Raw genomic sequence first — 23725 nt, forward strand, 5'->3', positions numbered from 1 at the left:
CAAATGCCCCAAAGTCGCCTTGGTCGCTTGCATGCGCAAGCTGCTGACCGTGCTCAATGCCATGGTCAGAACCAACAAACCTTGGGATAACGCGCTTCACGGCGCTTGACTCGGAAGACGGTTACTCGGAGCAGACCTTCACCCGCCTGAGCGGCTACAGGCTGCTGCTGCTGGCCGGCTACGCGATCATCGACAACGCCGCCTTCCCGATCGTGGGCGACCCGCGCACCGCGTACGACACCTACCTGGAGCAGCTGGTGGCCAACGCCGAGGCGGCGGTGGCCAAGGCGGTGGAGCTGGGGGTGGTGGATCCGGACCGCATCGGCGTGACCGGCCACAGCCACGGCGCGCTGATGACCGCCAACCTGCTGGCGCACAGCGACCTGTTCCGCGCCGGCGTGGCTTCCAGCGGCGGCTACAACAAGACCCTGACCCCGTTCGGCTTCCAGAACGAGCGCCGTTCGTTCTGGGAGGCGCCGGAGGTCTACGCCCAGGCCTCGACGTTTTTCCACGCCGACAAGGTCAACGAGCCGCTGCTGATCGTGCACGGTGCCGACGACGCCAACCCCGGCACCGAGCCGACCCAGTCGCCGCGCCTGTTCCAGGCCATCCGCGGCAACGGCGGCACCACCCGCCTGGTGATGCTGCCGTTCGAGCCGCACTGGTATACCGCGCGCGAATCCAACGAACACTTCGTGGCCGAGATGCTGGCCTGGTTCGACCGCTACGTGAAGAACGCCGGCCCGCGCGAGCCGGCCGCCTCCGCCGGCGCGGCGCATTGATCGGCACGATCAACCTGTCGTCCGGGGAAAGGCCGGGGCAGCCCGGCCTTTCCCGCATTCAGGTTCCGTCGTTCGACCAAGGTCGGACGGCCCGCCCGCGTGGGCCGGTTCTATGCTCGGGCCATTCCTCGCAGGGGGAGTGGGAGTGGCCATGGGTTACGAAGCGATGTACCGGCGCTCGGTGGAGCAGCCGGAGGAGTTCTGGGGCGAGATGGCCCGTGCCATCGACTGGCACGAGCCGCCGAAGAAGATCCTCGAATACGACAACCCGCCGTTCCGGCGCTGGTTCGCCGGCGGCACCACCAACCTGTGCCACAACGCGGTGGACCGCCACCTGGACGCCCGCGGCGACCAGCTGGCGCTGGTGGGCTGGTCCAGTGAAACCGGCACCGTCCGCGAGCTGACCTACCGCCAGTTGCACCGCGAGGTGAACACCTTCGCCGCGGTGCTGCGGTCCCTCGGCGTGGGCAAGGGCGACCGCGTGGTGATCTACATGCCGCACACCGTGGACGCGGCAGTGGCGATGCTGGCCTGCGCGCGCATCGGCGCGATCCACTCGGTGGTGTTCGGCGGCTTTGCCGCCCACAACCTGGCCGTGCGCATCGACGATGCCAAACCCAGGGTGCTGGTGTGCGCCGATGCCGGCATGCGCGGCGGCAAGGTGATCCCGTTCAAGCCGCTGGTGGACGAGGCGCTGGATCGGGCCCGGCATCCGCCGGCCAACGTGCTGGTGGTCAGCCGCGGGCTGGCCCCGGTGCCGGTGCGGGCAGGCCGCGACGTGGACTACGCCACACTGCGCCGGGACCACGAGGACGCGGAGGTGCCGGTCACCTGGCTGGAGTCCAACGAACCCAGCTACATCCTCTACACCTCCGGCACCACCGGCAAGCCCAAGGGTGTGCAGCGCGACGTGGGCGGCTACGCGGTGGCGCTGGCCCTGTCCATGTGGTCGGTGTACGACATCCGCCCCGGCCAGGTGATGTTCTCCACCTCCGACATCGGCTGGGTGGTGGGCCACTCCTACAACGTGTACGGCCCGCTGATCGCCGGCGCCACCTCGATCATGTACGAGGGCCTGCCGACCTCGCCGGACCCGGGCATCTGGTGGAAGATCTGCGAGCGCTACGGCGTGCGCACCATGTTTTCATCGCCCACCGCCATCCGCGTGCTGAAGAAGCACGACGTGGATTTCATCCGCCGCCACGACCTGTCCGGGCTGGAGTACCTGTTCCTGGCCGGCGAGCCGCTGGACGAGCCGACCGCGCAGTGGATCCACGAGGCCCTGGGCAAGCCGGTGATCGACAACTACTGGCAGACCGAGACCGGCTGGCCGGTCCTGTGCCTGCTGCCGGGCCTGGAGATGAAGCAGGTGAAGTTCGGCTCGCCGGGTCTGCCCAACCTGGGCTTCCGCCTGCGCGTGATCGACGAGACCACCGGCCACGACGCCAGGGCCGGCGAGAAGGGCGTGCTGGTGATCGAGCCGCCGCTGCCGCCGGGGTGCATGACCACGGTGTGGGGCGATGACCAGCGCTTCCTGTCCAGCTACTTCGGCCATTTCAAGGAGCTGCTGTACAGCTCGCTGGACTGGGCCATCCGCGACGAGGACGGCTACACCTTCATCCTCGGCCGCACCGACGATGTGATCAACGTCGCCGGTCACCGCCTGGGCACGCGCGAGATCGAGGAGTCGGTGGCCAGCCACCCGGCGGTGGCCGAGGCCGCGGTGGTGGGCGTGCACGACGAGGTCAAGGGCCAGGTGCCGGTGGTGTTCGCCACGCTCAAGCAGGCCGACGTGCCGCCGCCGGAGGTGGCCTGCGGCATGATCCGCACCGTCACCGAGCAGCTCGGTCCGGTGGCGCGGCCGGCGCGCGTGTACGTGGTCGGCGCCCTGCCCAAGACCCGTTCCGGCAAGCTGCTGCGCCGCTCGCTGCAGGCCCTGGCCGAGCACCGCGACCCGGGCGACCTGTCCACCCTGGACGACCCGCGCGCGCTGGAGGAGGTCCAGCGCGCCCTGGAGCGCGGCGCCGACGCGGGCGGTTGAGCGGCGCGCCCGCGTTGGCGTGGCGTGGCGGCGGCTTCGCGCCGCCGTCACGCACGCCCGCGCCGGGTCTCCGTGTGGCGGGAGCGGCCGCGTCCGGGGATGCAGCCGCCCGGTCGACGGTCCGCGTGAAGGGAAGGGTGAGCACCGCTTCCGCACGCCGGACGGCGGCAGGGGACGAGGGCGTGGCCCGCTTCGTGCACCCCTGGAACGGACCGGGGACGGATGGCAGCCCACGCACGTCATCAGCCATGACCACGCGCCGCTGCAGGCGCGTGGGCGAGGGCGGCTCCGGTCCGCGTTCCCCGCGCGCGTGCCCGGCTCAGCCCGGAGGCGGCACCGACACGCCTGCGTCGGTCTGCTCCACGCGCTTCATGGTGCCGTCGTCGTTGTAGTGCAGGTACTCGACCGTCACCGCGCGCCGCCCCAGCGCGCCCTGCTTGTCGCCGATGGTCAGCGCGGCGTTGTGCAGGAAGATGTACCACTGGCCCTTGAACTCGACGATGCCCGGGTGGATGGTGAAGCTGTTCCTGCCCGAGCCGGTCAGCTCGCCGCGGTAGGTCCACGGGCCCTGGATGGAGGGCGCGGTGGCGTAGGAGACGCGCTCGTTGGTGTGGGTGGCGCGGTCCAGCGAGGCGTAGGTGAGGTAGTACAGGTCGCCGCGCTTGTGCAGCCAGGGGCCTTCTTCGAAGTGCGGCGGAGTGATTTCGGTGATCGGCCCGTCCAGCTCGATCATGTTGGGCTTGAGCCGGGCGATGTAGCAGTGGCGGTTGCCCCAGGCGATCCAGGTGGTGCCGTCGTCGTCGGTGAACACCGTCGGGTCGATGTCCTCCCAGCTGTGCGTGCCCTTGGGCGTCATCTCCGCGGTGATCAGCGCCGAGCCCCTGGCGTCCACGAACGGGCCGGTGGGCGAGTCGGACACGGCCACGCCGATGGCCTTGCCCGGATGCGTGTCGTCGTGCTCGACCGCGGCGTAGAACCAGAAGCGGCCGTCCTTCTCAATGGCCTGCGAGGCCCAGGCGTCGCCCTTGGCCCATTTGAAGTCGGTCGCGCGCATGATCGGACCGTGGTAGGTCCACTGGCGCATGTCGGTGGTCGAATACACCAGCCACTCGCGCATGTTGAACATCTGCCCGTCCTCCGCCTCGTCGTGGCCGACGTACAGGTACAGACGGTCGCCGACCACCAGTGGCGCGGGGTCGGCGGTGAAGCGGTCGCGGAACAGCGGGTTGGAACCGGGGGCGGGATCGTCGGCGCGCAGCGCGGGCGATGCGGCCATCAGCAGGGCCGCGAGCGCGGCGCCGAGGACAGGGTGGACCGGATGCCGTGGGTTACGCATGGCGGTTCTCCTGGTGGGCGGGGCCTCTGGCCCGCCGAGTCTAGACGCGGTGCGGGGCGATGTGGAGCCGGCGCGCCCGGCCCGGTTTCAAGCCTTCTTCACCGGGTGGCCCGGCCTAATCGGCGGCCCCGGTGCCGCATGGCGCCGGTGGCCTGACCCATCCAGGCGGTCTGGGGATCCGCTGGCACCGGGATCGTCCGGCTGCGCCAGCAAGGAATCCGCGTGCCCGCTCTCGACCCGGCGACGCTCGCCACCCTCCAATCCCGCCAGGACGCGATCATCGAGGCCTGGCGGGCCAGCCTGGAACACACCGGCCACGACGGCCGCGCCTCGCCGCGCGAACTGGAAGCCCGGGCGCGCGAGTTCTGGCGCCTGCTGCCGGCGGCGGCGGCAGGCGACGCCGACGGCCTGCAGGGCGAACCCTGGGCGGAGGTGCGCCACTTCCTCGAGGAGCTGTCGCGAGAGCGGGTGCTCAAGGGCTTCAGCGCCGCGGAGACGGCCACCTTCATCTTCTCGCTCAAGCAGCCGCTGTTCGACGCGGTCGAGCAGGCCAACGCCGACGCGCCGCGGCGAATGGCCGCGCAGCTGCGGGGTGTCTCGGCGCTGCTGGACCAGCTGGGCCTGTACACGGTCAAGGTGTTCCAGAAGAACCGCGAGGACGTGATCGCGCGCCAGCAGGAGGAGATGCTGGAGCTGTCCACCCCGGTGGTGAAGCTGTGGGAGGGCGTGCTGGCGCTGCCGATGATCGGTACCCTGGATTCGCAGCGCACCCAGGTGGTCATGGAGTCGCTGCTGCAGCGGATCGTGGAAACCGGCTCGGAGATCGCGATCATCGACATCACCGGCGTGCCCACCGTGGACACCCTGGTGGCGCAGCACCTGCTCAAGACCGTCACCGCGATCCGCCTGATGGGCGCCGACGCCATCATCAGCGGCGTGCGCCCGCAGATCGCGCAGACCATCGTGCACCTGGGCCTGGACCTGCAGGGCATCGTCACCAAGGCCAACCTCGCCGACGCCCTGGCGCTGGCGCTCAAGCGCACCGGCGTGACCGTGGCGAAGGCGGCCTGATGGAGCGCATCCCGATCCTGCAGATGGGCGAGGTGCTGCTGGTCACCATCCAGGTGGACATGCACGACCAGCTCGCGCTGACCCTCCAGGATGACCTGGCCGAGCGCATCCGCGCCACCTCGGCGCGCGGCGTGCTGATCGAGATCTCCGCGCTGGACATCGTCGACTCCTTCATCGGCCGCATGATCGCCACCATCTCGGCACTGGCCGCGGTGATGGACGCGCGTACCGTGGTGGTGGGCATGCAGCCGGCGGTGGCCATCACCCTGGTCGAGCTGGGCCTGGACCTCACCGGCGTGAGCACCGCGCTGACGGTGGAGCGGGGCATGAGGCTGCTGCGGCAGGCAGGCGCCGGCGACGAATGAACCCGCACGGCGAGATTCCGGTGCGCACCGAGCAGGACGTGGTCCTCGCCCGCCAGGCCGTGCGCCAGGCGGCGGTGGCATGCGGGCTGCGCCTGGTGGACCAGACCAAGCTGGTGACCGCCGCCAGCGAGCTGGCGCGCAACGCGGTGGTCTACGGTGGCGGCGGCACCATGAGCTGGCACGTGGTCCGCGACGGCATGCGCGCGGGCATCCACCTGGAGTTCGTGGACCAGGGGCCGGGCATCGCCGACATCGCCCAGGCCCTCACCGATGGCTGGACCTCGGGCACCGGCATGGGCCTGGGCCTGTCCGGCTCGCGCCGCCTGGTGGACGCCTTCGAGATCGACAGCGCCCCCGGGCGCGGCACGCGGGTGGCGATCACCAAATGGGCGTAGGGTTCATCGGCCAGGCCACGCGCGTGATCCCGGTGGAGGAGGCCACCCGGGTGGGGCAGGTGCGCCGCGAGGCGCGGGCCCTGGCCGCTTGCGCCGGCTTCGGCGAGCTGGATGCCGGGCGGGTGACCCTGGCGGTCACCGAGGTGGCCACCAACGTGCTGCGCCACGGCGGTGGCGGCCGTGTGCTGCTGTCGCTGGTGCAGGGGCGCACCGGCCCGGGCGTGGAGGTGTGCGCCATCGACCGCGGCCCGGGCTTCTCCCTGGAGCGCTGCCTGCCGGACGGCTACACGACCGGGGCCGGCAGCCCCGGCCAGGGCCTGGGTGCGATCCGGCGCCAGGCGCAGGTGTTCGACGTGTGGTCCGACGCCGGCGGGGCGGTGGTGCTGGCGCGGATCTATCCGGAACGTTCGCGCGACGAGGACCTGGACTACGGCGCCCTGCGCGTGCCACTGGGCCGGGAGACGGTGTGCGGCGACGCCTGGTTCCTCGGCCGGGACGGCGCGCGCGTGGTGGTGGCGCTGGTGGACGGCCTGGGCCACGGCGTGCAGGCGGGCGAGGCGGCCGCGGCCGGCATCGAGGCGGTGGCCGGGGCGCCGGGGCTGGCGCCGGACCTGCAGCTGGGCCGCCTGCACGCGCGCATGGCCGGCCGCCGCGGCGGCGCGGTGGCGGTGGCCTGCCACGAGCCGGAGGCCGGCCTGGTGCGGTTCAGCGGCGTGGGCAACATCGCCGCCTCGGTGCACGAGGCCGGCCTGCCCGCGCGCGGGCTGCCCTCGCATCCGGGCATCGTCGGCGGGCAGTACCGGCGCGCGCCTGGCTTCAGCCTGCCGGTCGCGCCCGGCGCGCTGCTGCTGCTGCACAGCGACGGGCTGCAGTCGCGCTGGAACCTGGCCCGCTACGAGGGCCTGGCGTTCCGCCATCCGGCGCTGGTGCTGGCGGTGCTGCTGCGCGACTTCGACCGCGGCCGCGACGACACCGGCGCCATCGCCGTGCGCCTGGGAGGGCGGGCATGAGCGCCGCACCGGGGGACGCGCTGGCCGTGCTCGAGCAGCTGCGCGCGGAGAACGCGGCGCTGCGCGCCGAGCTGGCCGAGACCAACCAGGGCGTGCTGGCCCTGTACGCCGAGCTGGACCAGCAGGCCGGGCAGCTGCGCGAGGTGTCCGAGCTCAAGAGCCGGTTCCTCTCCTACATGAGCCACGAGTTCCGCACGCCGCTGGGCTCGATCCTGAGCATCACCCGGCTGCTGGAGCAGGGCATGGACGGCCCGCTCAACGGCGAGCAGCTGCGCCAGGTGCGCTGCGTCAGCGCCGCGGCGCTGGAGCTGCGCGAGATGGTGGACGACCTGCTCGACCTGGCCCGCATCGAGGCCGGGCGCATCTCCATTTCGCCGGCCTGGTTCGACCTGATGGACCTGTTCTCGGCCCTGCGCGGCATGTTCCGCCCGCTGGTGGAAGGCGCCGGCAACGTCGAGCTGGTGTTCGAGGCCCCGCCGCCGCTGCTGTACACCGACGACAAGAAGCTGGCGCAGATCCTGCGCAACTTCATCTCCAACGCGCTGAAGTTCACTCCGCAGGGGCGGGTGTCGGTGTCGGCCAGGCCCGAGGGCGGCGGCACGTGCGCTTCAGTGTGCGCGACACCGGCATCGGCATCCCGGAGCACATGCTCGGCACGCTGTTCGAGGACTTCGTGCAGGGGGACTCGCCGCTGCAGAAGCGCCTGCGTGGCGCCGGACTGGGCCTGGCCCTGTGCCGGCGCTTCGCCGCGCTGCTGGGCGGCAGCGTGGGGGTCAGCAGCACCGTCGGGCAGGGTTCGGAATTCCACGTGACCGTGCCCATCGCATTGCCGGAGGACGACAGTGGGGACTAGCCGGATCCTGGTGGTGGACGACAACGCGGCCACCCGCTACTCGGTGCGGCGCGTGCTCGAGCGGCAGGGCTTTGCCGTGGCCGAGGCCGGCACCGGCAACGAGGGCCTGGCCTGGATCGGGCGCGAGCCGTTCGATGCGCTGGTGCTGGACGTGAACCTGCCGGACATGAGCGGCTTCGACCTGGTGCGGATGCTGCGTGCCGACCCGGCCACCAGCCTGCTGCCCGTGATCCACGTCTCGGCCGCGCCCATCGCCATCGGTGACGTGATCGAGGGGCTGGACGCCGGCGCCGACGCCTACCTGGTCCATCCGGTGGACCACGACGTGCTGCTGGCGACCCTGCGCACCCTGCTGCGCGTGCGCCGCACCGAGGACGCGCTGCACGCGGCCGAGGCGCGCTTCCGCGAGATCTTCGAGAACGTGGGCGCCCCCATCGCCGCGGTGACCGGCACGCTGCAGGTGCGCGACGCCAACCCGGCGTTCCGGCGTCTGCTGGCCGAGGCCGGCGTGCCGGACCTGGCCGCGCTGTTCGGGCAGCAGCCGGTGGAGGCGCTGTGCCGCGCGCTGCACGAGGGCAGCGGCTGGAAGGGCACCTTCCTGCTGCCCAGCCCGCGCGGGCGGCGCGTGACCGAGTGGCGGGTAGCGCCCTACCGCGAGCCGGGCGTGGGCCTGCTGTATGTGGAGGACCAGACCGAGCACCACGACCGCGAACAGGCCCACCGCCTGCAGCTGGATTCGGCCACCAGCGAGCTGGCGGTGCAGATCGCCGAGCGCGAGCGCACCGAGATGGAGCTGCAGCAGGCGCGCAAGATGGACGCCCTGGGCAAGCTCACCGGCGGCATCGCCCACGACTTCAACAACCTGCTGACCAGCATCATCGGCGCGCTGGACATGATCGGCGCGGCCGTCGAGGGCGGTCGGGTGGAGCGCATCCCGCGCTTTGCCGCGGTGGCGTCCACCGCGGCAAAGCGCGCCGCCGCGCTGACCCAGCGCATGCTGGCCTTCGCCCGCAAGCAGTCGCTGGACGCCACCGCCTTCGACATCGGCGCGCGCGTCACCGGCCTGGCCGACCTGCTGGCCCGCTCGATCGGCGAGAACGTCGCCCTGGAGTTCGATCTGCCGGAGGGGCTGGTCGTGCTGGCCGACGCGGTGCAGCTGGACAGCGTGGTGCTGAACCTGGTGATCAACGCCCGCGATGCGCTGCAAGGCCGCGGCCGCATCACCATCGCCGCGCGCCCGGCCGCGGCGGTGCCGGCGGACCTGCCGCCGGGCGGGTACGTGAGCCTGACCGTGGCCGACGACGGGCCGGGCATCCCGCCGGACATCCTCGGCAAGGTGTTCGAGCCGTTCTTCACCACCAAGCCGGTCGGCCAGGGCACCGGCCTTGGCCTGTCCATGACCTACGGCTTCGCCCACCAGAGCGGCGGCACCGCCCGCGCGCACAGTGTGCCGGGGCAGGGCACCACCATCGAGCTGCTGCTGCCGCGCGCGGCCGTCGCCACGCCGGAGATGGCGGTGGAGGCCACGGTGGTGGAGGGCGGCAGCGAGCGCATCCTGCTGGTGGACGACAACGAGCTGGTGCGCGGCATGGCCGAGGAGGTGCTGGCCGGCGCCGGCTACCAGGTGGTGGCCTGCGCGGATGCCGATGCGGCGTTGCAGGCCATCGCCGGAGGCGGCTTCGACCTGCTGCTGACCGACGTGGGCCTGCCCGGGATCAGCGGCCGCGAACTGGCCGACCGCGTGCGCGCGCGCCATCCGGATCTGCCGGTGCTGTTCATCACCGGCTACACCGAGAACGCGCAGGACCGCCAGGCCTTCCTCGGCGAGCGCATGGACCTGCTGCTCAAGCCCTTCAACCTCGCCGACCTGCTGCGCGCGGTGGGGCGCAAGCTCGGCCGGGGCGGTGCCGCCGCTCAGTCGTGCGGCGCGTCGGCGTCGCCGTCCGGCGGCAGCCCGGTGTAGCGGGCGCGCGGACGGATCAGCCGGCCCAGGGTCTGCTGCTCCAGGGCGTGGGCCAGCCAGCCGGCCACGCGGCCGGCGGCGAACAGGGACAGGGCGTGGGTGGCGGTCAGGCCGTGGGCCAGGCACAGCGCGGCCAGGGTGAAGTCCACGTTCGGCCGGCGGCCGCTGACCTCCGCGGCGGCGGCGACCACCGCCTCCACCAGTTCCATCGTGGCCGGGTCCGCGGGCATGGCGCGCAGCATCGCCAGCAGTTCGGCCGCGCGCGGGTCGCCGGCCGGGTACAGCGCGTGGCCGAAGCCGGGCAGGTCCTCACCCTGCTGCCAGCGGACGGCGACCAGGCGGCGCACGTCACGGCTTTGCCGCGCGTCCTCCAGCAGCGCGCACACGCGCGCGGTGGCGCCGCCGTGGCGCGGGCCGGCCAGCGCGGACAGCCCGGCGCACACGGTCGCGTGCAGGTGCGCGCCGGTGGAGGCGACCACGCGCGCGGCGAAGGCCGAGACGTTGAGCTCATGGTCGGCACACAGCACCAGCGCGGCGCGGACCAGCTCGGCGAAGGCCTCGTCGCCGGGGCGCCAGGTCCCGGCCAGCAGGCGGTGCACCGGCCCGGCGGGCCGGCGGGCCACCAGCAGGCCGGCGTTCTGCCGCAGCCGGGTCGCGGCCAGGGCGCGGCGGGGGGCCTGGTCGGCCTGGAAGGAGGGCGGCACCCGCAGGGCCCGCAGCGGGGTCACCGCCATCGCGCGCGACAGCGGCGGCAGCTCGGCGGCGTTGGCCAGCGGTGCCAGCCGCGCCGGCCAGTCGCCGGGCGGATCGGCGAACGGGTCCTGGCTGCCGCAGTCCCACAGCAGGCGGGCGGGGTCCTCCAGGGTGGCGCCGGCGCGGGCCAGGGCCACCGCGGAACGGCCGCGGTAGTAGGGACCGTCCGGACGGATCAGCGAGATCCGCGTCTCCATCACCGGCAGGCCGCGGTCCAGGCTCTGCGCCGCGCCGCGCGCCGCGCCCCGGCCCAGGCGCTTGCGCTGGGCCAGGCGCTCCACCTCCTGGCGCCGGTACACGCGGCTGCGGTGGGCGCGCCCCGGGCGCGACTCCAGCAGCCCGCGGCTGACGTAGGCATAGAGCGTGGCGGGGCTGATGCCCAGCAGCCGGCAGGCCTCGGCGGCGGGGATCAGGTCGCTGTCCATGGACATATTGATCGTCCGCATCAAGATTGATCAACGGATGACAGGGTGACACATTGCCGGGGTCACGTGCACTGCCGTGCCGCAGGAGTCCCGTCCCATGTCCCTTCATTCCGCCGGCGCGAGGTTCCGCGCCGCCCTGGCCGCCGAATCGCCGCTGCAGGTGGTCGGCGCGATCAACGCCAACCATGCCCTGCTGGCCAAGCGTGCCGGCTACCGGGCCATCTACCTGTCCGGCGGCGGCGTGGCCGCCGGTTCGCTCGGTCTGCCGGACCTGGGCATCAACACCCTCGAGGACGTGCTGGTCGACACGCGCCGCATCACCGACGTGTGCGACCTGCCGCTGCTGGTGGACATCGACACCGGCTTCGGCCCGTCGGCGTTCAACATCGAGCGCACCATCAAGAGCCTGATCAAGGCCGGCGCCGCCGCCTGCCACATCGAGGACCAGGTCGGCGCCAAGCGCTGCGGCCACCGCCCGGGCAAGGAGATCGTGTCGAAGGAGGAGATGGTCGACCGCATCAAGGCGGCCGCCGATGCGAAGACGGACCCGGACTTCTTCCTGATCGCGCGCACCGACGCCATCGCGGTGGAAGGCGTGGATGCGGCCATCGAGCGCGCCCTGGCCTGCGTGGAGGCCGGCGCCGACGGCATCTTCGCCGAGGCCGCCTACGACCTGGACACCTACCGCAGGTTCGTCGAGGCGGTGAAGGTGCCGGTGCTGGCCAACATCACCGAGTTCGGCAAGACCCCGCTGTTCTCGCGCGAGGAGCTGGCCGGGGCCGGCGTGGCCATCCAGCTGTTCCCGCTGTCGGCCTTCCGTGCCGCCAACAAGGCCGCCGAGGCCGTGTACGAGGCCATCCGCCGCGACGGCCACCAGCGCAACGTGGTCGAGGCCATGCAGACCCGCGAGGAGCTGTACGAGCGCATCGGCTACCACGACTTCGAGCGCCGCCTGGACGCACTGTTCGCCCGCAAGGGCTGAACGCGCGCCGGCGCGCACCCCGCATCCAGACCCGTGGCGGGCCGCGCCCGCCCAACAGGAGAACAGGCATGAGCGAGACCACCGCCACCGGATTCAAGCCGAAGAAGTCCGTCGCCCTGTCCGGCACCGCCGCCGGCAACACCGCCCTGTGCACGGTCGGCCGCAGCGGCAACGACCTGCACTACCGCGGCTACGACATCCTGGACATCGCCAACACCTGCGAGTTCGAGGAGATCGCCCACCTGCTGGTGCACGGCAAGCTGCCCAACCGTGCCGAGCTGGCCGCCTACAAGGCCAAGCTCAAGGCCCTGCGCGGCATCCCGGCCGCGGTCAAGGCGGCGCTGGAACAGCTGCCGCCGTCGGCGCACCCGATGGACGTGATGCGCACCGGCGTGTCCGTGCTCGGCTGCGTGCTGCCGGAGAAGGACGACCACAACCATCCCGGCGCGCGCGACATCGCCGACAAACTGATGGCCAGCCTCGGCTCGATGCTGCTGTACTGGTACCACTACGCCTGCAACGGCAGGCGCATCGAGGTGGAGACCGACGACGACAGCATCGGTGGCCACTTCCTCCACCTGCTGCACGGGCAGAAGCCGCGCGAGAGCTGGGTGCGCGCCATGCACACCAGCCTGATCCTGTACGCCGAGCACGAGTTCAACGCCTCCACCTTCACCGCGCGCGTGATCGCTGGCACCGGCTCGGACATGTACAGCTGCATCGCCGGCGCCATCGGCGCCCTGCGCGGTCCCAAGCACGGCGGCGCCAACGAGGTGGCCTTCGAGGTGCAGAAGCGCTACGAGACCCCGGACGAGGCCGAGGCCGACATCCGCGCCCGCGTGGAGCGCAAGGAAGTCATCATCGGCTTCGGCCACCCGGTCTACACGGTGGGCGACCCGCGCAACAGGATCATCAAGGAAGTGGCCCGCCAGCTGTCGGCCGAGCAGGGCAACATGAAGATGTTCGACATCGCCGAGCGCCTGGAGACGGTGATGTGGGACATCAAGAAGATGTTCCCCAACCTGGACTGGTTCAGCGCGGTCAGCTACCACATGATGGGCGTGCCGACGGCCATGTTCACCCCCCTGTTCGTGATCGCCCGGACCTCCGGCTGGAGCGCCCACGTGATCGAGCAGCGGATCGATGGCAAGATCATCCGGCCCAGCGCCAACTACACCGGTCCGGAGCCGAGGGAGTTCGTGCCGATCGACCAGCGCGGGTGAGGCCATGACAACCTGACCAGCCAGCCAGGGGGAGGCTATGCGCGACGGGGACGTCTTCCGCAAGACAGAGGCCGGGCGGGAGGAGATCCGCGATCGCGGCCGGCGGTTGCCGCCGGCCCTGCGGACCGTCCTGCTCATGGTGGACGGGCAGCGGCCCGTCTCCGAACTGAAGGAGGTCATCGCTGGGGTCCGTGCCCCGGCCGATGCCATCGAGCGGCTGCTGGCCGAGGGGCTGATCGAGCCGGTGCCGACCGGGTTCGACCCGGCGGCTCTGGCCCGGGCGGTGGCCCCCGGCCGCCCGCCCGCGGCTCCATCCGCGCCGGTCGGCACGGACGCGCAGGGCGCGGCCCCGGGGGACCGGTTCGGCTTCCTCTACCAGCGGCTGAGCGACGCCATCCGGGCCCACCTGGGCCTGCGCGGCTACTTCCTGCAGCTGAAGGTGGAGCGGGCCGAGGACGAGGCCGGCCTGCGCGCCCTGCTGCCCGAGATCCGGCAGGCCCTGGCCAAGGTCAAGGGCGAAACCTTCGCTTCGGATTGGGAACGCTCACTCGAGCCTGAAGAGGCGGCGGACACCGCCGCCTGAGCGTGGCGGGCGGCTGCCCCGCCCCCGCGGCCAGGATGGAGGTCAGAGCAGGCCTTCGGCCCGCAGGGCCTGCTGCACGCCGGCATCGGCCTGCATGCGCTCGCGGAAGGCAGCCAGGTGCTCCAGGCCGGCCAGGTCCACGCCCACCCGGCCGGCCCACAGCAGGGTCACGAACAAGTAGGGATCGGCGAAGCTGCGGAAGCCGGCCAGCCACTGGCGGTCGGCCAGGCGGGCGTCGGCGGTCTCGAACAGACCGCGCAGGCGGCGCCTGGCGGTGGCCCGCAGCGCCTCGTGCTGGGCGGCATCCTCGATGAACGCCGCCGGGACGAACAGCGGCTTGAATGCCGGGTGCAGGTCGGAATTGACGAAGGACAGCCAGCGCGTGGCCTCGGCGCGCTGGCGCGCGCTGCCGTCGCCGGCCAGGCCGGCCTGCGGATGGCGGTCGGCGATGTAGCCGGCGATGGCGGCGTTCTGGGTCAGGACGAAGTCCCCGTCCACCAGCACCGGCACCGAGCCGGCGGGATTGATCGCGCGGAATTCCGGGGACTTCAGCCCCTCGGCGTCCATGATCTGGAACTGGTAGGGGGCGCCCGTCCAGCACAGGTCGATGTGGATGGCCGTCGAGCAGGCGCCGGGCTTGGTGTAGAGCTTCATAATGAGTGTCCGCATCTCTCGGATGCCCTTGCGGGCGGAAGGCGCGGAACTATCCCAGAGCCGCCGTGCGACGGCAAATCCCCGGCGCCCGGCGCGCCGGGGCGGGGCTCAGGACTGCTGCTGGCCGCGCGGGCGCGGGCGCAGCGACTGGACCTTGTAGAAGGTGTGGTCGCCGATGGTGGCCACCTGGTAGGCGTTGGCCCAGCTCGGGCTGGCGATGGCATGGGCGGCGAAGTGGCTGGCGCCGGGTACGATCTCCACGCGCTGGCCGACCGGCAGGGCCCAGTTGCGCTCGGCGCGCAGGGCCACGTCCACCGAACGGTTCCAGGCGTCCAGGTTGCGCAGGCGGGTGTTCGGCGAGACCAGGGTCGGGGCGAACTGCTTGCGGGCGGTCACCACGTCGCACACGGACTCGCCCCACAGGCCGCTGTCGCGCCGGCGCAGGGCCACCTCGGCCACGGCCTGCTGGCCGCGCAGGCTCTGGTCGCGGGCTTCCAGGTACACGGTGGTGCTCAGGCACAGGGAGTCGGCAGCCGGCTGTGGCAGGAGCTGCGACAGCCAGAGGATCCAGGCCAGTTTCATGCGGGTTCTCCTTGCTCCGTCTTCGCGGGCGGGGCACCCGCCGGCCGGGGGCCGGAGGGAAAGCGCCCACACCCGCGGGGCGTCATGGGGAGGCAGCCGGCGTGCTGCCTGTGCCGGCGGAAGGGGCCGGCGACCTGCCCAAGGGGGCGGGCCGGAAAGTGGCGCGCACGATAGGGGCGCTCTTCCGAACCGGTCCTGAACGCCCGGGCTTGACAATCGGCCCCTGCCGCGTCCCGTCAGGTGTGACGGAGATCACGTTCCGCGGAGCCTACAGGCGCGCCGCCAGGCGCGTGCCCTGGTCGATCGCCCGCTTGGCATCCAGTTCCGCAGCCACGTCCGCGCCGCCGACCCGGTGCCCCGGGACGGCGATGCCGGCCTCGCGCAGGCGCGCCTCCAGCCCGCGGTTCGGCTCCTGGCCGGCGCAGACCACCACCGTCTGCGCGGGCAGGCACTGCTCGGCCCCGTCCACCCGTACGTGCAGGCCCTCCTCGTCCACGCCCAGGTACTCCACGCCGCCGAGCATGCGCACGCCCTTGGCCTTGAGCGTGGCCCGGTGGATCCAGCCGGTGGGCTTGCCCAGGCGCCGGCCGGGCTGGCCGGGGCTGCGCTGCAGCAGCCAGAGCTGGCGGGCTGGCGGCTCCGGCCGGGCCGGGATCAGGCCGCCGCGGCGGGACGAGGTCGGGTCCACGCCCCACTCGGCCATCCAGCGGGCCGGGTCCAGGCTCGGCGAGGGGCCCTCCTGGACCAGGAACTCGGCCACGTCGAAGCCGATGCCGCCGGCGCCGATGATGGCCACCCGCGCGCCGGGGCGGACCTTGCCGGTCAGCACGTCGGTGTAGCCGACCACGCTGGGGGGGTCGGCGCCGGGGAAGTCCACGCGGCGCGGGACCACGCCGGTGGCCAGGACGATCTCGTCGAAGCCGGCCAGCTGCGCCGGGCCGGCCTCGGTGCCCAGGCGCAGCTCCACCCCGGTCTCCTCCAGGCGGTGGCGGAAGTAGCGCAGGGTCTCGTTGAACTCCTCCTTGCCGGGGATGCGCCGGGCCAGGTTGAACTGGCCGCCGATCTCGGCGGCGGCTTCGAACAGGGTCACGGCGTGGCCGCGCTGCGCGGCCACGGTGGCGCAGGCCAGGCCGGCCGGACCGGCACCGACCACGGCGATGCGCTTGCGCCGGGTGGCCGGCAGGTAGTCGAGCTCGGTCTCGGCGCAGGCGCGCGGGTTGACCAGGCAGCTGGCGCGCTTGCCGGCGAAGATGTGGTCCAGACAGGCCTGGTTGCAGGCGATGCAGGTGTTGATGGCCTCGGTGCGGCCGGCGCGGGCCTTGGCCGGCCACTGCGGGTCGGCCAGCAGCGGCCGGGCCAGCGAGACCATGTCGGCCTGGCCGGAGGCGAGGATGGCCTCGGCCACCTCCGGCATGTTGATGCGGTTGACCGCCACCAGCGGCAGGCGCACGTGCGGCTTCAGCCGCGCCGTCACCCCGGCGAAGGCCGCGCGCGGCACCGGCGTGGCGATGGTCGGCACCCGCGCCTCGTGCCAGCCGATGCCGGAATTGATGATCGTGGCGCCGGCGGCCTCCACCGCCTTGGCCTGGGCCACGATCTCGTCCCAGGTGTTGCCGTCCTCGACCAGGTCCAGCAGGGACAGGCGGTAGATGAGGATGAAGTCCGGTCCGCAGGCCTCGCGCACCCGGCGCACGATCTCCACGGCGAAGCGCATCCGCCGCTCCGCGTCGCCACCCCAGGCGTCCTGCCGGCGGTTGGTGCGCGGGGCGGTGAACTGGTTGATCAGGTAGCCCTCCGAGCCCATCACTTCCACGCCGTCGTAGCCGGCCTCGCGCGCCCGTGCGGCGGCGCTGGCGAAGGCGGCGATCTGCCGCTCCACGCCGCGGGCGGACAGGGCGCGCGGGGTGAACGGGCTGATCGGCGACCTGATCCGGGACGGGGCCACCACCAGCGGGTGGTAGCCGTAGCGGCCGGCGTGCAGCAGCTGCAGGCAGATCCTGGCCCCGTGCTCGTGCACGGCACGGGTGACCTGGCGGTGCCGGGCCGTCTCCCAGGGCCAGGCCAGCTTGCCGCCGAACGGGGCCAGCCAGCCGGCGACGTTGGGGGCGAAGCCGCCGGTGACGATCAGGCCGACACCGCCGGCGGCGCGTTCGGCGAAGTAGGCCGCCAGCTTCGGGAAGTCGCGGGCGCGGTCCTCCAGCCCCGTGTGCATCGAGCCCATCAGCACCCGGTTGCGCAGGGTGGTGAAGCCCAGGTCCAGCGGGGCGAACAGATGCGGGTAGGGCGTGGCGGTCTCGGCGGGGGTCTGCATGGGATACGCTGGCGTACGGAGAACGCCGTGCAGCCTGCCGCGAAACCGGCGCGGCGGCAAGCCGGCCGGTTACGGCCAGCCGGCCAGGACCAGCTTGCCGACGGTGCGGCCGGACTCCAGGCGGCGGTGCGCCTCGCGCAGGTTGGCCGCGGTGATCGGTCCCAGCGTCTCCGACACGGTGGTCCGCAACTCGCCGGCCTCCACCAGGCTGGCCACCCGGGACAGGATGCGGTGCTGGCAGGCCATGTCCGCGGTGCGGAAGCGCGAGCGGGTGAACATGAACTCCCAGTGGATGCCGATGGACTTGGCCTTGTACGGGTCGCCGATCCGCAGTGGCCCGGCCGGCTCCACGATCAGGCCGACATGGCCCTGCGGTGCCAGCAGCTCGCCCAGCGTGTCCCAGTAGCGGTCGGTGTCGGCGAAGTTGACCGCCGCCTCCACCGCTTCCATGCCCAAGGCCTGCAGCTGCGGGCCCAGCGGCTGGCGATGGTCGATCACCTCGTGCGCGCCCATGCGCCGGCACCAGTCCACGCTCTCCGGGCGCGAGGCGGTGGCCACCACGGTGAAGCCGGCCCGCCGTGCCAGCTGGATGGCCATGGAGCCGACCCCGCCCGCGCCGGCGATCACCAGCAGGCGCCGGCCGGCGTTGTCGCCGTCGAAGCGGTAGGGCATGCGCTCGAACAGCAGCTCCCAGGCGGTGAGTGCGGTCAGCGGCAGTGCCGCCGCCTCGGCGAAGTCCAGGGTGATGGGCTTGGCCGCCACCAGGCGCTCGTCCACCAGCTGGTACTGGGCGTTGCTGCCGGGGCGGGTGACGTCGCCGGCGTAGTAGACCTCGTCGCCGGGCTGGAACATGGTCACCTCCGGCCCCACCGCCTCGACCACGCCGGCCGCGTCGAAGCCGAGGATGCGCGGCTGCGGCCCCGGCGCGCGTCCCGGCGCGGGCGCGCGCAGCTTGGGGTCCACGGGGGTGACCGAAACCGCCTCCACCCGCCCCAGCAGATCCTGGCCGGCCGGTTCCGGACGCGGCAGTTCCAGGTCCAGGAGCGATTCGGGGTCTTCGACGGGCAGGTAGCGGGTGAATCCGATGGCCTTCACGCTTGCCTCCTGGCTCCGGGGAGAGGAGCCATCATACCGGCGCGCCCGTGTCGGTCAGGCGTGCAGGCCGAAGGCGTAGGCGTCCAGCGCCAGCGCGCCCAGCTCCACGTCCTCGTGCAGCAGTCCGGCCGGGGCGCCGCAGCCGGCGCCCAGGGCCACGAACAGCGGCAGCAGGTGCTCGGGCGTGGGGTGGTTGAGACGCGCGGCCGGCAGCGCGGTCCAGTCCAGCGCGCCGGCCACGTCGCCCTCCAGCAGGCGCCGGCGCAGGGCCGCGGTGAAGGCCTCCACCCAGTCCGGCACCGGCGCGCCGGGCCGCCCGTCGAGGGCGCGGAGGTTGTGCGAGAAGCTGCCCGAGCCGACCACCAGCACGCCCGCCTTCCGCAGCGGGGCCAGGGCCTGGCCGCCCCGGTAGTGCCAGGCCGCGTCGCGCCACGGGTCCACCGACAGGGCCAGCACCGGCAGGTCCGCCTCCGGGTACATGCGCCGCAGCGGCACCCACACGCCGTGGTCCAGGCCCGCCTCCGGATCGGTGCGGGCGTCGAAGCCGGCATCGCGCAGGCGGCCGGCCACGGCCGCGGCCAGGGCCGGGTCGCCGGCGGCCGGATATTCCAGGGCGTACAGGGCCGGGGGAAATCCCCCGAAGTCGTGCACCGTGGCCGGCCGCTCCGCGGCGGTCACCACCGGGCCGGGCGCGTTGAAATGGGCGGAGGCCACCAGCACCGCGCGTGGTCCGGGCAGGTGCCGGGCCAGGCCATCGAGGAAGCGGCCGGTGGGGGAATCCTGCACGGCCAGCATCGGCGAGCCGTGGGACAGGAACAGGGCGGGGAGGGGGGCGTCCATGGCGCCAGCATCGGGACCGGTCCGGAGAGGCAGAAGGGCGTCCGGCGCGATGGAGCGTTGTGCACATGGCACCCTGACAGAACGTGAACAGGGGCACGCTTTCCCGGCCCGGGTTCGGCTTCACATGTTATGTTGTTGTCAACGCCGCCTTCACTTCATCGCACCTAGGCTTCGGCGCGACGACGTGCAGAACGGCCGTCAGGGATGTCCCGTCACTGGCGGGATATCTGAAACGGGAAAACCTGAGGGCACTCGTTTTTTCATCCCCGGATCATCAAGGAGCATGAGATGAAAATGAAACTTCTGACCGCTGCGCTGCTGGGCGGCCTGGCCGTGGCGCAGGCCGCTTCCGCGCAGGAGTTCGACGATCGCTGGTACCTGACCGGCTCGGCCGGCTTCAACTTCCAGGACAGCGAGCGTGGCACCGATGACGCCCCGTTCGGCACCATTGGTCTGGGCAAGTTCGTCAGCCCGAACTGGTCGATTGACGGCGAGCTGAACTACCAGAACCCGTCGTTCGACGGCAACAGCGACCTGAACTGGAGCCAGTACGGCCTGTCGATCGACTTCCGCCGCCACTTCATCCAGGAAGGCCGCGGCTGGAACCCGTACGTGCTGTTCGGCATCGGCTACCAGCGGTCGGAGGAGGAGTTCGACGCGACCCCGAGCCCGAACTCGCCGGGCCAGCGCAAGGACGGCAACGCCGCCGCCAAGGTCGGCGTCGGCCTGCAGACCACCTTCGACAACCGTGTGGCCGTGCGTACCGAGCTGGCCTACCGCGCCGACTTCGATGACCAGAGCGTCAACCCGACCCGCGCCGGCAACGACGAGGACTGGTTCGGCGACCTGCTGGCTTCGGTCGGCGTCGTGATCCCGCTGGGCCCGGCTCCGGTCGCCGCCCCGCCGCCGGCCCCGGCTCCGGTCGCCCCGAGCTGCGCCGACCTGGATGACGACGGCGACGGCGTCAACAACTGCGACGACAAGTGCCCGGGTTCGCAGGCCGGCCAGGCCATCGGTCCGGACGGCTGCCCGGTGCCGGTCTCGATCGACCTGAAGGGCGTGAACTTCGACTTCGACAAGGCGACCCTGCGTCCGGACGCCGTGGCCATCCTGAACGAGGCCGTGGAGATCCTGAAGCGCTATCCGGACCTGCGCGTCGAGGTGGCCGGCCACACCGACTCCAAGGGTACCGACGAGTACAACCAGAAGCTGTCGGAGCGCCGTGCCAAGGCCGTGTATGACTACCTGGTCAGCAACGGCATCGACGCCTCGCGCCTGGTCGGCCCGAACGGCTACGGCGAGAGCCGTCCGATCGCGCCGAACACCAACCCGGATGGCTCGGACAATCCGGAAGGCCGCGCGAAGAACCGCCGCACCGAGCTGAACGTCCAGAACTGAGTTCCGGACCAAGGCAAGCAGTAATGGAAGGGCCCGGCGCAAGCCGGGCCTTTCTTTTTGCCGGCGCCGGCCGGGGTGGCCGGGCCCGCGGCCGGAATTCTGCCGAACCGTTGGCGGTTTGGCGGCATCCCCTAAGAATCTTCTTGAATCGGCCTGCACGCCGTGCATACACTCGCCCCGTCTTCAGGGGAGTTCCACCATGCGTAACCTCATCGCCGCTGGCCTGTTCTGCATCACCCTCGCTCCCATGGCCGCCATGGCTGCCGCCGCTTGCGACAACGGCAAGAAGGGCTGCGGGGCCACCGCCGCCAACGCGGATCCGGCCACCTACAAGCCGCAGACCGAGCACGACAACACCCCCTGGCGCTTCGACATGAGCCAGGACGGCAAGCGCATGACCGCCGACGAGTTCGACGCCTGGATGAAGGCCCGCGGCGTGCGCGTGGCCCGTGGTCCGGCGACCCCGGCGACCGCAGCCGGCGGCACCGCGACCGCCGACGCATCGACGGCGCCCGCCAAGGACTGAGGATCGCGATGGGCGCGCACCGCCGGTCGCGCCAACCGCGCCAACCGAACAGCGCCGGACCAGGGTCTCCCCGGTCCGGCGTTCGCCATGGCCTGGCCCGCGTCCTGTCCAAGGCCGGGCTGTGCTCACGTACCGAGGCCACGCGCTGGATCCAGGCCGGGCGGGTGCAGGTCGATGGCCGGGTCGTCCTCGATCCCGAATACCCCATGCGCGACGGGTTGCGCGGGGTCCTGGTCGACGGCCAGGTCCCGGCCGGGCCCGAACGCATCTACCTGGCGCTCAACAAGCCGCGCGGCCTGGTGACCACGGCCCGCGACGAGCAGGGCCGGGATACGGTCTACCGCTGCCTCGACGGCAGCGGCTTGCCATGGCTGGCCCCGGTCGGCCGCCTCGACCGCGCCAGCGAAGGCCTGCTGCTCTTCAGCAACGACCCGACCTGGGCCGCGCGCGTGCTGGATCCTGACAGCGGCCCCGACAAGACCTACCACGTCCAGGTCGACGCCATCCCCGACGAGTCCCTGCTGCAGGCGCTACGCTCCGGCGTCGAGGACGATGGCGAGTGGTTGCGTGCGGTCTCGGCGACCGTCCTGCGCAGCGGCACCCGCAATGCCTGGCTGGAAATCGTGCTCGACGAGGGACGCAACCGGCAGATCCGCCGGCTGCTGGCCGCATTCGACCTGTCCGTGCTGCGCCTGGTGCGCGTGGCCATCGGTCCGGTGGGGCTGGGCTCGCTTGGCAAGGGGCAGTGGCGCATGCTGGACCCGGCCGAGCGCGATGCCCTGGCGCCGGCCACCGCGGCAGGGATGCCGGCGGCATGAACCCCGCCGTCGCCACGCCATGGCGACGACCGGGTGTGCATCCTTCCCGCGCCTGATCCAGGAGTTGCGATGAAAACCCTGCGCCTGACCCTGCCGCTGCTCGTCCTCGCCCTGTCCGCCTGCGCGGGCAAAACGCCCCGCGATACCGCCTCCGCGCCCGCCGAACCGGCGCCGGCCCCGGAGGTCGTCATCGTCCGCAGCGAGAATCCGCTCGACTACCGCTTCGACATGCAGCAACAGGGGCGGCAGATGAACGCCGACGAATTCGAGGCCTGGATGAAGGCCCGCGGCATCCGCATCGCCACCGGCAAGCCGGGGCAGGCGCCCGCCGACACCAAGGCCGACGGGCGCGACGAACAGCGCAACAACTGAGGCTCAGCCGCCGATCACGCCCAGCTCGCGGCCGATGCGGGTGAAGGCGTCGATCGCGCGGTCCAGGTGCTCGCGGGTGTGGGCCGCGCTCATCTGCGTGCGGATGCGCGCCTGGCCCTGCGGCACCACCGGGTAGAAGAAGCCGATGGCGTAGATGCCTTCCTCGAGCAGGCGCTCGGCGAAGCGCTGCGCCAGCGGCGCGTCGTACAGCATCACCGGGCAGATCGGGTGCACGCCGGGCTTGAGGTCGAAGCCGGCGGCGGCCATGCGCTGGCGGAAGTAGGCGGTGTTCTCCTGCAGGCGCGCGCGCAGCCCGTCGGCCGACTCCAGCATCTCGAAGGCCTTGATGCCGGCTGCCACCACGGGCGGCGGCAGCGAGTTGGAGAACAGGTACGGGCGCGAGCGCTGGCGCAGCAGCTCGATGATCTCGCGGCGCGCGGTGGTGAAGCCGCCCAGCGCGCCGCCCATGGCCTTGCCCAGGGTGCCGGTGAAGATGTCGATCTTCTCCAGCACGCCCTTGACCTCGGCCGAGCCGCGGCCGGTGGCGCCGAGGAAGCCGGTGGCGTGGCATTCGTCGATGTGCACCAGCGCGTCGTACTTGCGCGCCAGGGCGGTGATCTCGTCCAGCGGGGCGATGAAGCCGTCCATCGAGAACACGCCGTCGGTGGTGATCAGGATGGTGCGCGCGCCGTCGGCGCGGGCCTGTTGCAGCTGCCGCTCCAGGTCGGCCATGTCGCAGTTGGCGTAGCGGTAGCGCCTGGCCTTGCACAGGCGCACGCCGTCGATGATCGAGGCGTGGTTGAGCGCGTCGCTGATGATGGCGTCGTTCTCGTCCAGCAGCGGCTCGAACAGGCCGCCGTTGGCGTCGAAGCAGGCCGCGTAGAGGATGGTGTCCTCGGTGCCGAAGAAGCGGGCGATCTTCTCTTCCAGCTGCTTGTGCAGGTCCTGGGTGCCGCAGATGAAGCGCACCGAGGCCATGCCGAAGCCGTGGCTGTCCAGGGCCTCCTTGGCCGCGGCGATGATGTCCGGGTGGTCGGCCAGGCCCAGGTAGTTGTTGGCGCAGAAGTTGAGCACCCTGCGGCCGTCGGCCAGTTCGATCTCGGCCGACTGCGGGCTGATGATCACGCGCTCGGACTTGAACAGGCCTTGGGCGCGCAGCGCCTCGAGCTGGGCGGCGTAGCGGGCGATGGCGGATTGGGACATGGGCGCGGTGCCTTGGAACGGGAAAGGCGGGAATTCTACCGGCGCCGGCACCGCCGGGCCTTGCGTCATGCATGCATGCCATAAGGACCGGCGTGATATTCATTTCCCGGGACCGGACTGAATAGGGACGATGCGCCCTGCGAA

The 23725-nt window shown here is 72.1% G+C and carries 20 protein-coding genes and 4 pseudogenes; 16 read left to right on the top strand and 8 right to left on the bottom strand.

Annotated elements, in window-relative coordinates; translation table 11 throughout:
- From CR938_RS07990 to prpE, 3 genes and pseudogenes are all read left to right on the top strand, one after another.
- Window positions 1-109: pseudogene (locus tag CR938_RS07990) on the top strand (IS110 family transposase); the annotation flags it as partial.
- 10 nt (window positions 110-119) lie between these two features.
- Window positions 120-782 (top strand): annotated as a pseudogene (locus tag CR938_RS07995) (alpha/beta hydrolase family protein); the annotation flags it as partial.
- Window positions 783-933: 151 nt separating this feature from the next.
- Window positions 934-2823 carry a propionate--CoA ligase gene (prpE, locus tag CR938_RS08000; protein ID WP_162124507.1) on the top strand — a complete coding sequence of 630 codons (1890 nt, stop codon included), beginning with the start codon at window positions 934-936 and terminating at the stop codon, window positions 2821-2823.
- Window positions 2824-3142: 319 nt separating this feature from the next.
- On the opposite strand, the gene CR938_RS08005 is transcribed toward prpE, so the two are convergent.
- Window positions 3143-4159, bottom strand: coding sequence for a glycoside hydrolase family 43 protein (locus CR938_RS08005; RefSeq protein WP_211365203.1), 1017 nt, complete (start codon window positions 4157-4159; stop codon window positions 3143-3145).
- Window positions 4160-4381: 222 nt separating this feature from the next.
- On the opposite strand from CR938_RS08005, the gene CR938_RS08010 reads away from it, so the two are divergent.
- From CR938_RS08010 to CR938_RS08035, 6 genes and pseudogenes are all read left to right on the top strand, one after another.
- Window positions 4382-5230, top strand: a complete 849-nt coding sequence (locus tag CR938_RS08010; protein WP_162124508.1) for an STAS domain-containing protein — start codon at window positions 4382-4384, stop codon at window positions 5228-5230.
- A complete protein-coding gene (locus tag CR938_RS08015) occupies window positions 5230-5595 on the top strand; it encodes an STAS domain-containing protein (protein ID WP_162124509.1) in 366 nt (121 codons plus the stop codon). Before CR938_RS08010 ends, CR938_RS08015 begins: the two co-directional genes overlap by 1 nt.
- Entirely contained in the window at window positions 5592-5990 is a 399-nt protein-coding gene (locus tag CR938_RS08020; RefSeq protein ID WP_162124510.1) for an anti-sigma regulatory factor, read from the top strand. Before CR938_RS08015 ends, CR938_RS08020 begins: the two co-directional genes overlap by 4 nt.
- A complete protein-coding gene (locus tag CR938_RS08025; RefSeq protein WP_162124511.1) occupies window positions 5981-7000 on the top strand; it encodes an ATP-binding protein in 1020 nt (339 codons plus the stop codon). The genes CR938_RS08020 and CR938_RS08025 overlap by 10 nt, the downstream gene beginning before the upstream one ends.
- Window positions 6997-7853, top strand: a pseudogene (locus CR938_RS08030) (sensor histidine kinase). Before CR938_RS08025 ends, CR938_RS08030 begins: the two are co-directional and overlap by 4 nt.
- Window positions 7843-9816 carry a hybrid sensor histidine kinase/response regulator gene (locus CR938_RS08035; protein ID WP_162124512.1) on the top strand — a complete coding sequence of 658 codons (1974 nt, stop codon included), beginning with the start codon at window positions 7843-7845 and terminating at the stop codon, window positions 9814-9816. Before CR938_RS08030 ends, CR938_RS08035 begins: the two are co-directional and overlap by 11 nt.
- Here CR938_RS08035 and CR938_RS08040 read toward each other — a convergent pair.
- A complete protein-coding gene (locus CR938_RS08040) occupies window positions 9768-11015 on the bottom strand; it encodes a citrate synthase family protein (RefSeq protein ID WP_246191017.1) in 1248 nt (415 codons plus the stop codon). The two genes, CR938_RS08035 and CR938_RS08040, sit on opposite strands and share 49 nt — an antisense overlap.
- Window positions 11016-11091: 76 nt before the next feature.
- Between CR938_RS08040 and prpB the strand changes: the two genes are divergently transcribed.
- From prpB to CR938_RS08055, 3 genes are all read left to right on the top strand, one after another.
- Entirely contained in the window at window positions 11092-11976 is an 885-nt protein-coding gene (gene prpB, locus CR938_RS08045; RefSeq protein WP_162124513.1) for a methylisocitrate lyase, read from the top strand.
- 68 nt (window positions 11977-12044) lie between these two features.
- A complete protein-coding gene (gene prpC / locus CR938_RS08050) occupies window positions 12045-13199 on the top strand; it encodes a bifunctional 2-methylcitrate synthase/citrate synthase (protein WP_162124514.1) in 1155 nt (384 codons plus the stop codon).
- A 37-nt stretch (window positions 13200-13236) separates the two neighbouring features.
- Window positions 13237-13782, top strand: a complete 546-nt coding sequence (locus tag CR938_RS08055) for a hypothetical protein (protein ID WP_162124515.1) — start codon at window positions 13237-13239, stop codon at window positions 13780-13782.
- Between the two features lie 42 nt (window positions 13783-13824).
- Here CR938_RS08055 and CR938_RS08060 read toward each other — a convergent pair whose 3' ends face one another.
- The 5 genes from CR938_RS08060 to CR938_RS08080 all read right to left on the bottom strand — a co-directional run bounded on the left by CR938_RS08060 (window position 13825) and on the right by CR938_RS08080 (window position 19264).
- Window positions 13825-14436, bottom strand: coding sequence for a glutathione S-transferase family protein (locus tag CR938_RS08060; RefSeq protein WP_162124516.1), 612 nt, complete (start codon window positions 14434-14436; stop codon window positions 13825-13827).
- Between the two features lie 108 nt (window positions 14437-14544).
- Window positions 14545-15018, bottom strand: a complete 474-nt coding sequence (locus CR938_RS08065) for a cell wall hydrolase (RefSeq protein WP_162124517.1) — start codon at window positions 15016-15018, stop codon at window positions 14545-14547.
- A gap of 268 nt (window positions 15019-15286) precedes the next feature.
- On the bottom strand, window positions 15287-17329 hold the full coding sequence (locus CR938_RS08070) for an NADPH-dependent 2,4-dienoyl-CoA reductase (protein WP_162124518.1): 2043 nt from the start codon (window positions 17327-17329) through the stop codon (window positions 15287-15289).
- 69 nt (window positions 17330-17398) lie between these two features.
- Window positions 17399-18424, bottom strand: coding sequence for a zinc-binding alcohol dehydrogenase family protein (locus tag CR938_RS08075; RefSeq protein ID WP_162124519.1), 1026 nt, complete (start codon window positions 18422-18424; stop codon window positions 17399-17401).
- 54 nt (window positions 18425-18478) lie between these two features.
- Window positions 18479-19264, bottom strand: a complete 786-nt coding sequence (locus CR938_RS08080) for a DODA-type extradiol aromatic ring-opening family dioxygenase (RefSeq protein WP_162124520.1) — start codon at window positions 19262-19264, stop codon at window positions 18479-18481.
- Window positions 19265-19552: 288 nt separating this feature from the next.
- Here CR938_RS08080 and CR938_RS08085 point away from each other — a divergent pair, with 288 nt between their 5' ends.
- The 4 genes and pseudogenes from CR938_RS08085 (at window position 19553) to CR938_RS08100 (ending at window position 22378) form a co-directional block, all read left to right on the top strand.
- The gene (locus CR938_RS08085) at window positions 19553-20662 is read left to right on the top strand and encodes an OmpA family protein (RefSeq protein WP_162124521.1); all 1110 of its coding nucleotides are present in this window, start codon (window positions 19553-19555) and stop codon (window positions 20660-20662) included.
- A 316-nt stretch (window positions 20663-20978) separates the two neighbouring features.
- A pseudogene (locus CR938_RS14855) lies at window positions 20979-21188 on the top strand (hypothetical protein); the annotation flags it as partial.
- An 8-nt stretch (window positions 21189-21196) separates the two neighbouring features.
- On the top strand, window positions 21197-22006 hold the full coding sequence (locus CR938_RS08095) for a pseudouridine synthase (RefSeq protein WP_162124523.1): 810 nt from the start codon (window positions 21197-21199) through the stop codon (window positions 22004-22006).
- Window positions 22007-22075: 69 nt separating this feature from the next.
- Entirely contained in the window at window positions 22076-22378 is a 303-nt protein-coding gene (locus tag CR938_RS08100; RefSeq protein ID WP_162124524.1) for a hypothetical protein, read from the top strand.
- 3 nt (window positions 22379-22381) lie between these two features.
- Here CR938_RS08100 and kbl read toward each other — a convergent pair whose 3' ends face one another.
- A complete protein-coding gene (gene kbl / locus CR938_RS08105; RefSeq protein WP_162124525.1) occupies window positions 22382-23581 on the bottom strand; it encodes a glycine C-acetyltransferase in 1200 nt (399 codons plus the stop codon).
- Window positions 23582-23725: the final 144 nt, after the last annotated feature.

Source organism: Pseudoxanthomonas taiwanensis, from assembly GCF_010093135.1.
GTDB lineage: Bacteria > Pseudomonadota > Gammaproteobacteria > Xanthomonadales > Xanthomonadaceae > Pseudoxanthomonas > Pseudoxanthomonas taiwanensis.

Coding starts and splice junctions, on each gene's coding strand:
- CR938_RS08085 (WP_162124521.1), top strand. CDS start 19,553: ATGAAAATGAAACTTCTGACCGCTGCGCTGCTGGGCGGCCTGGCCGTG.
- CR938_RS08095 (WP_162124523.1), top strand. CDS start 21,197: ATGGGCGCGCACCGCCGGTCGCGCCAACCGCGCCAACCGAACAGCGCC.
- CR938_RS08005 (WP_211365203.1), bottom strand. CDS start 4,159: ATGCGTAACCCACGGCATCCGGTCCACCCTGTCCTCGGCGCCGCGCTC.
- prpC (WP_162124514.1), top strand. CDS start 12,045: ATGAGCGAGACCACCGCCACCGGATTCAAGCCGAAGAAGTCCGTCGCC.
- kbl (WP_162124525.1), bottom strand. CDS start 23,581: ATGTCCCAATCCGCCATCGCCCGCTACGCCGCCCAGCTCGAGGCGCTG.
- CR938_RS08100 (WP_162124524.1), top strand. CDS start 22,076: ATGAAAACCCTGCGCCTGACCCTGCCGCTGCTCGTCCTCGCCCTGTCC.
- CR938_RS08065 (WP_162124517.1), bottom strand. CDS start 15,018: ATGAAACTGGCCTGGATCCTCTGGCTGTCGCAGCTCCTGCCACAGCCG.
- CR938_RS08070 (WP_162124518.1), bottom strand. CDS start 17,329: ATGCAGACCCCCGCCGAGACCGCCACGCCCTACCCGCATCTGTTCGCC.
- prpE (WP_162124507.1), top strand. CDS start 934: ATGGGTTACGAAGCGATGTACCGGCGCTCGGTGGAGCAGCCGGAGGAG.
- CR938_RS08060 (WP_162124516.1), bottom strand. CDS start 14,436: ATGAAGCTCTACACCAAGCCCGGCGCCTGCTCGACGGCCATCCACATC.
- CR938_RS08055 (WP_162124515.1), top strand. CDS start 13,237: ATGCGCGACGGGGACGTCTTCCGCAAGACAGAGGCCGGGCGGGAGGAG.
- CR938_RS08040 (WP_246191017.1), bottom strand. CDS start 11,015: ATGCGGACGATCAATATGTCCATGGACAGCGACCTGATCCCCGCCGCC.
- CR938_RS08025 (WP_162124511.1), top strand. CDS start 5,981: ATGGGCGTAGGGTTCATCGGCCAGGCCACGCGCGTGATCCCGGTGGAG.
- CR938_RS08020 (WP_162124510.1), top strand. CDS start 5,592: ATGAACCCGCACGGCGAGATTCCGGTGCGCACCGAGCAGGACGTGGTC.
- prpB (WP_162124513.1), top strand. CDS start 11,092: ATGTCCCTTCATTCCGCCGGCGCGAGGTTCCGCGCCGCCCTGGCCGCC.
- CR938_RS08080 (WP_162124520.1), bottom strand. CDS start 19,264: ATGGACGCCCCCCTCCCCGCCCTGTTCCTGTCCCACGGCTCGCCGATG.
- CR938_RS08015 (WP_162124509.1), top strand. CDS start 5,230: ATGGAGCGCATCCCGATCCTGCAGATGGGCGAGGTGCTGCTGGTCACC.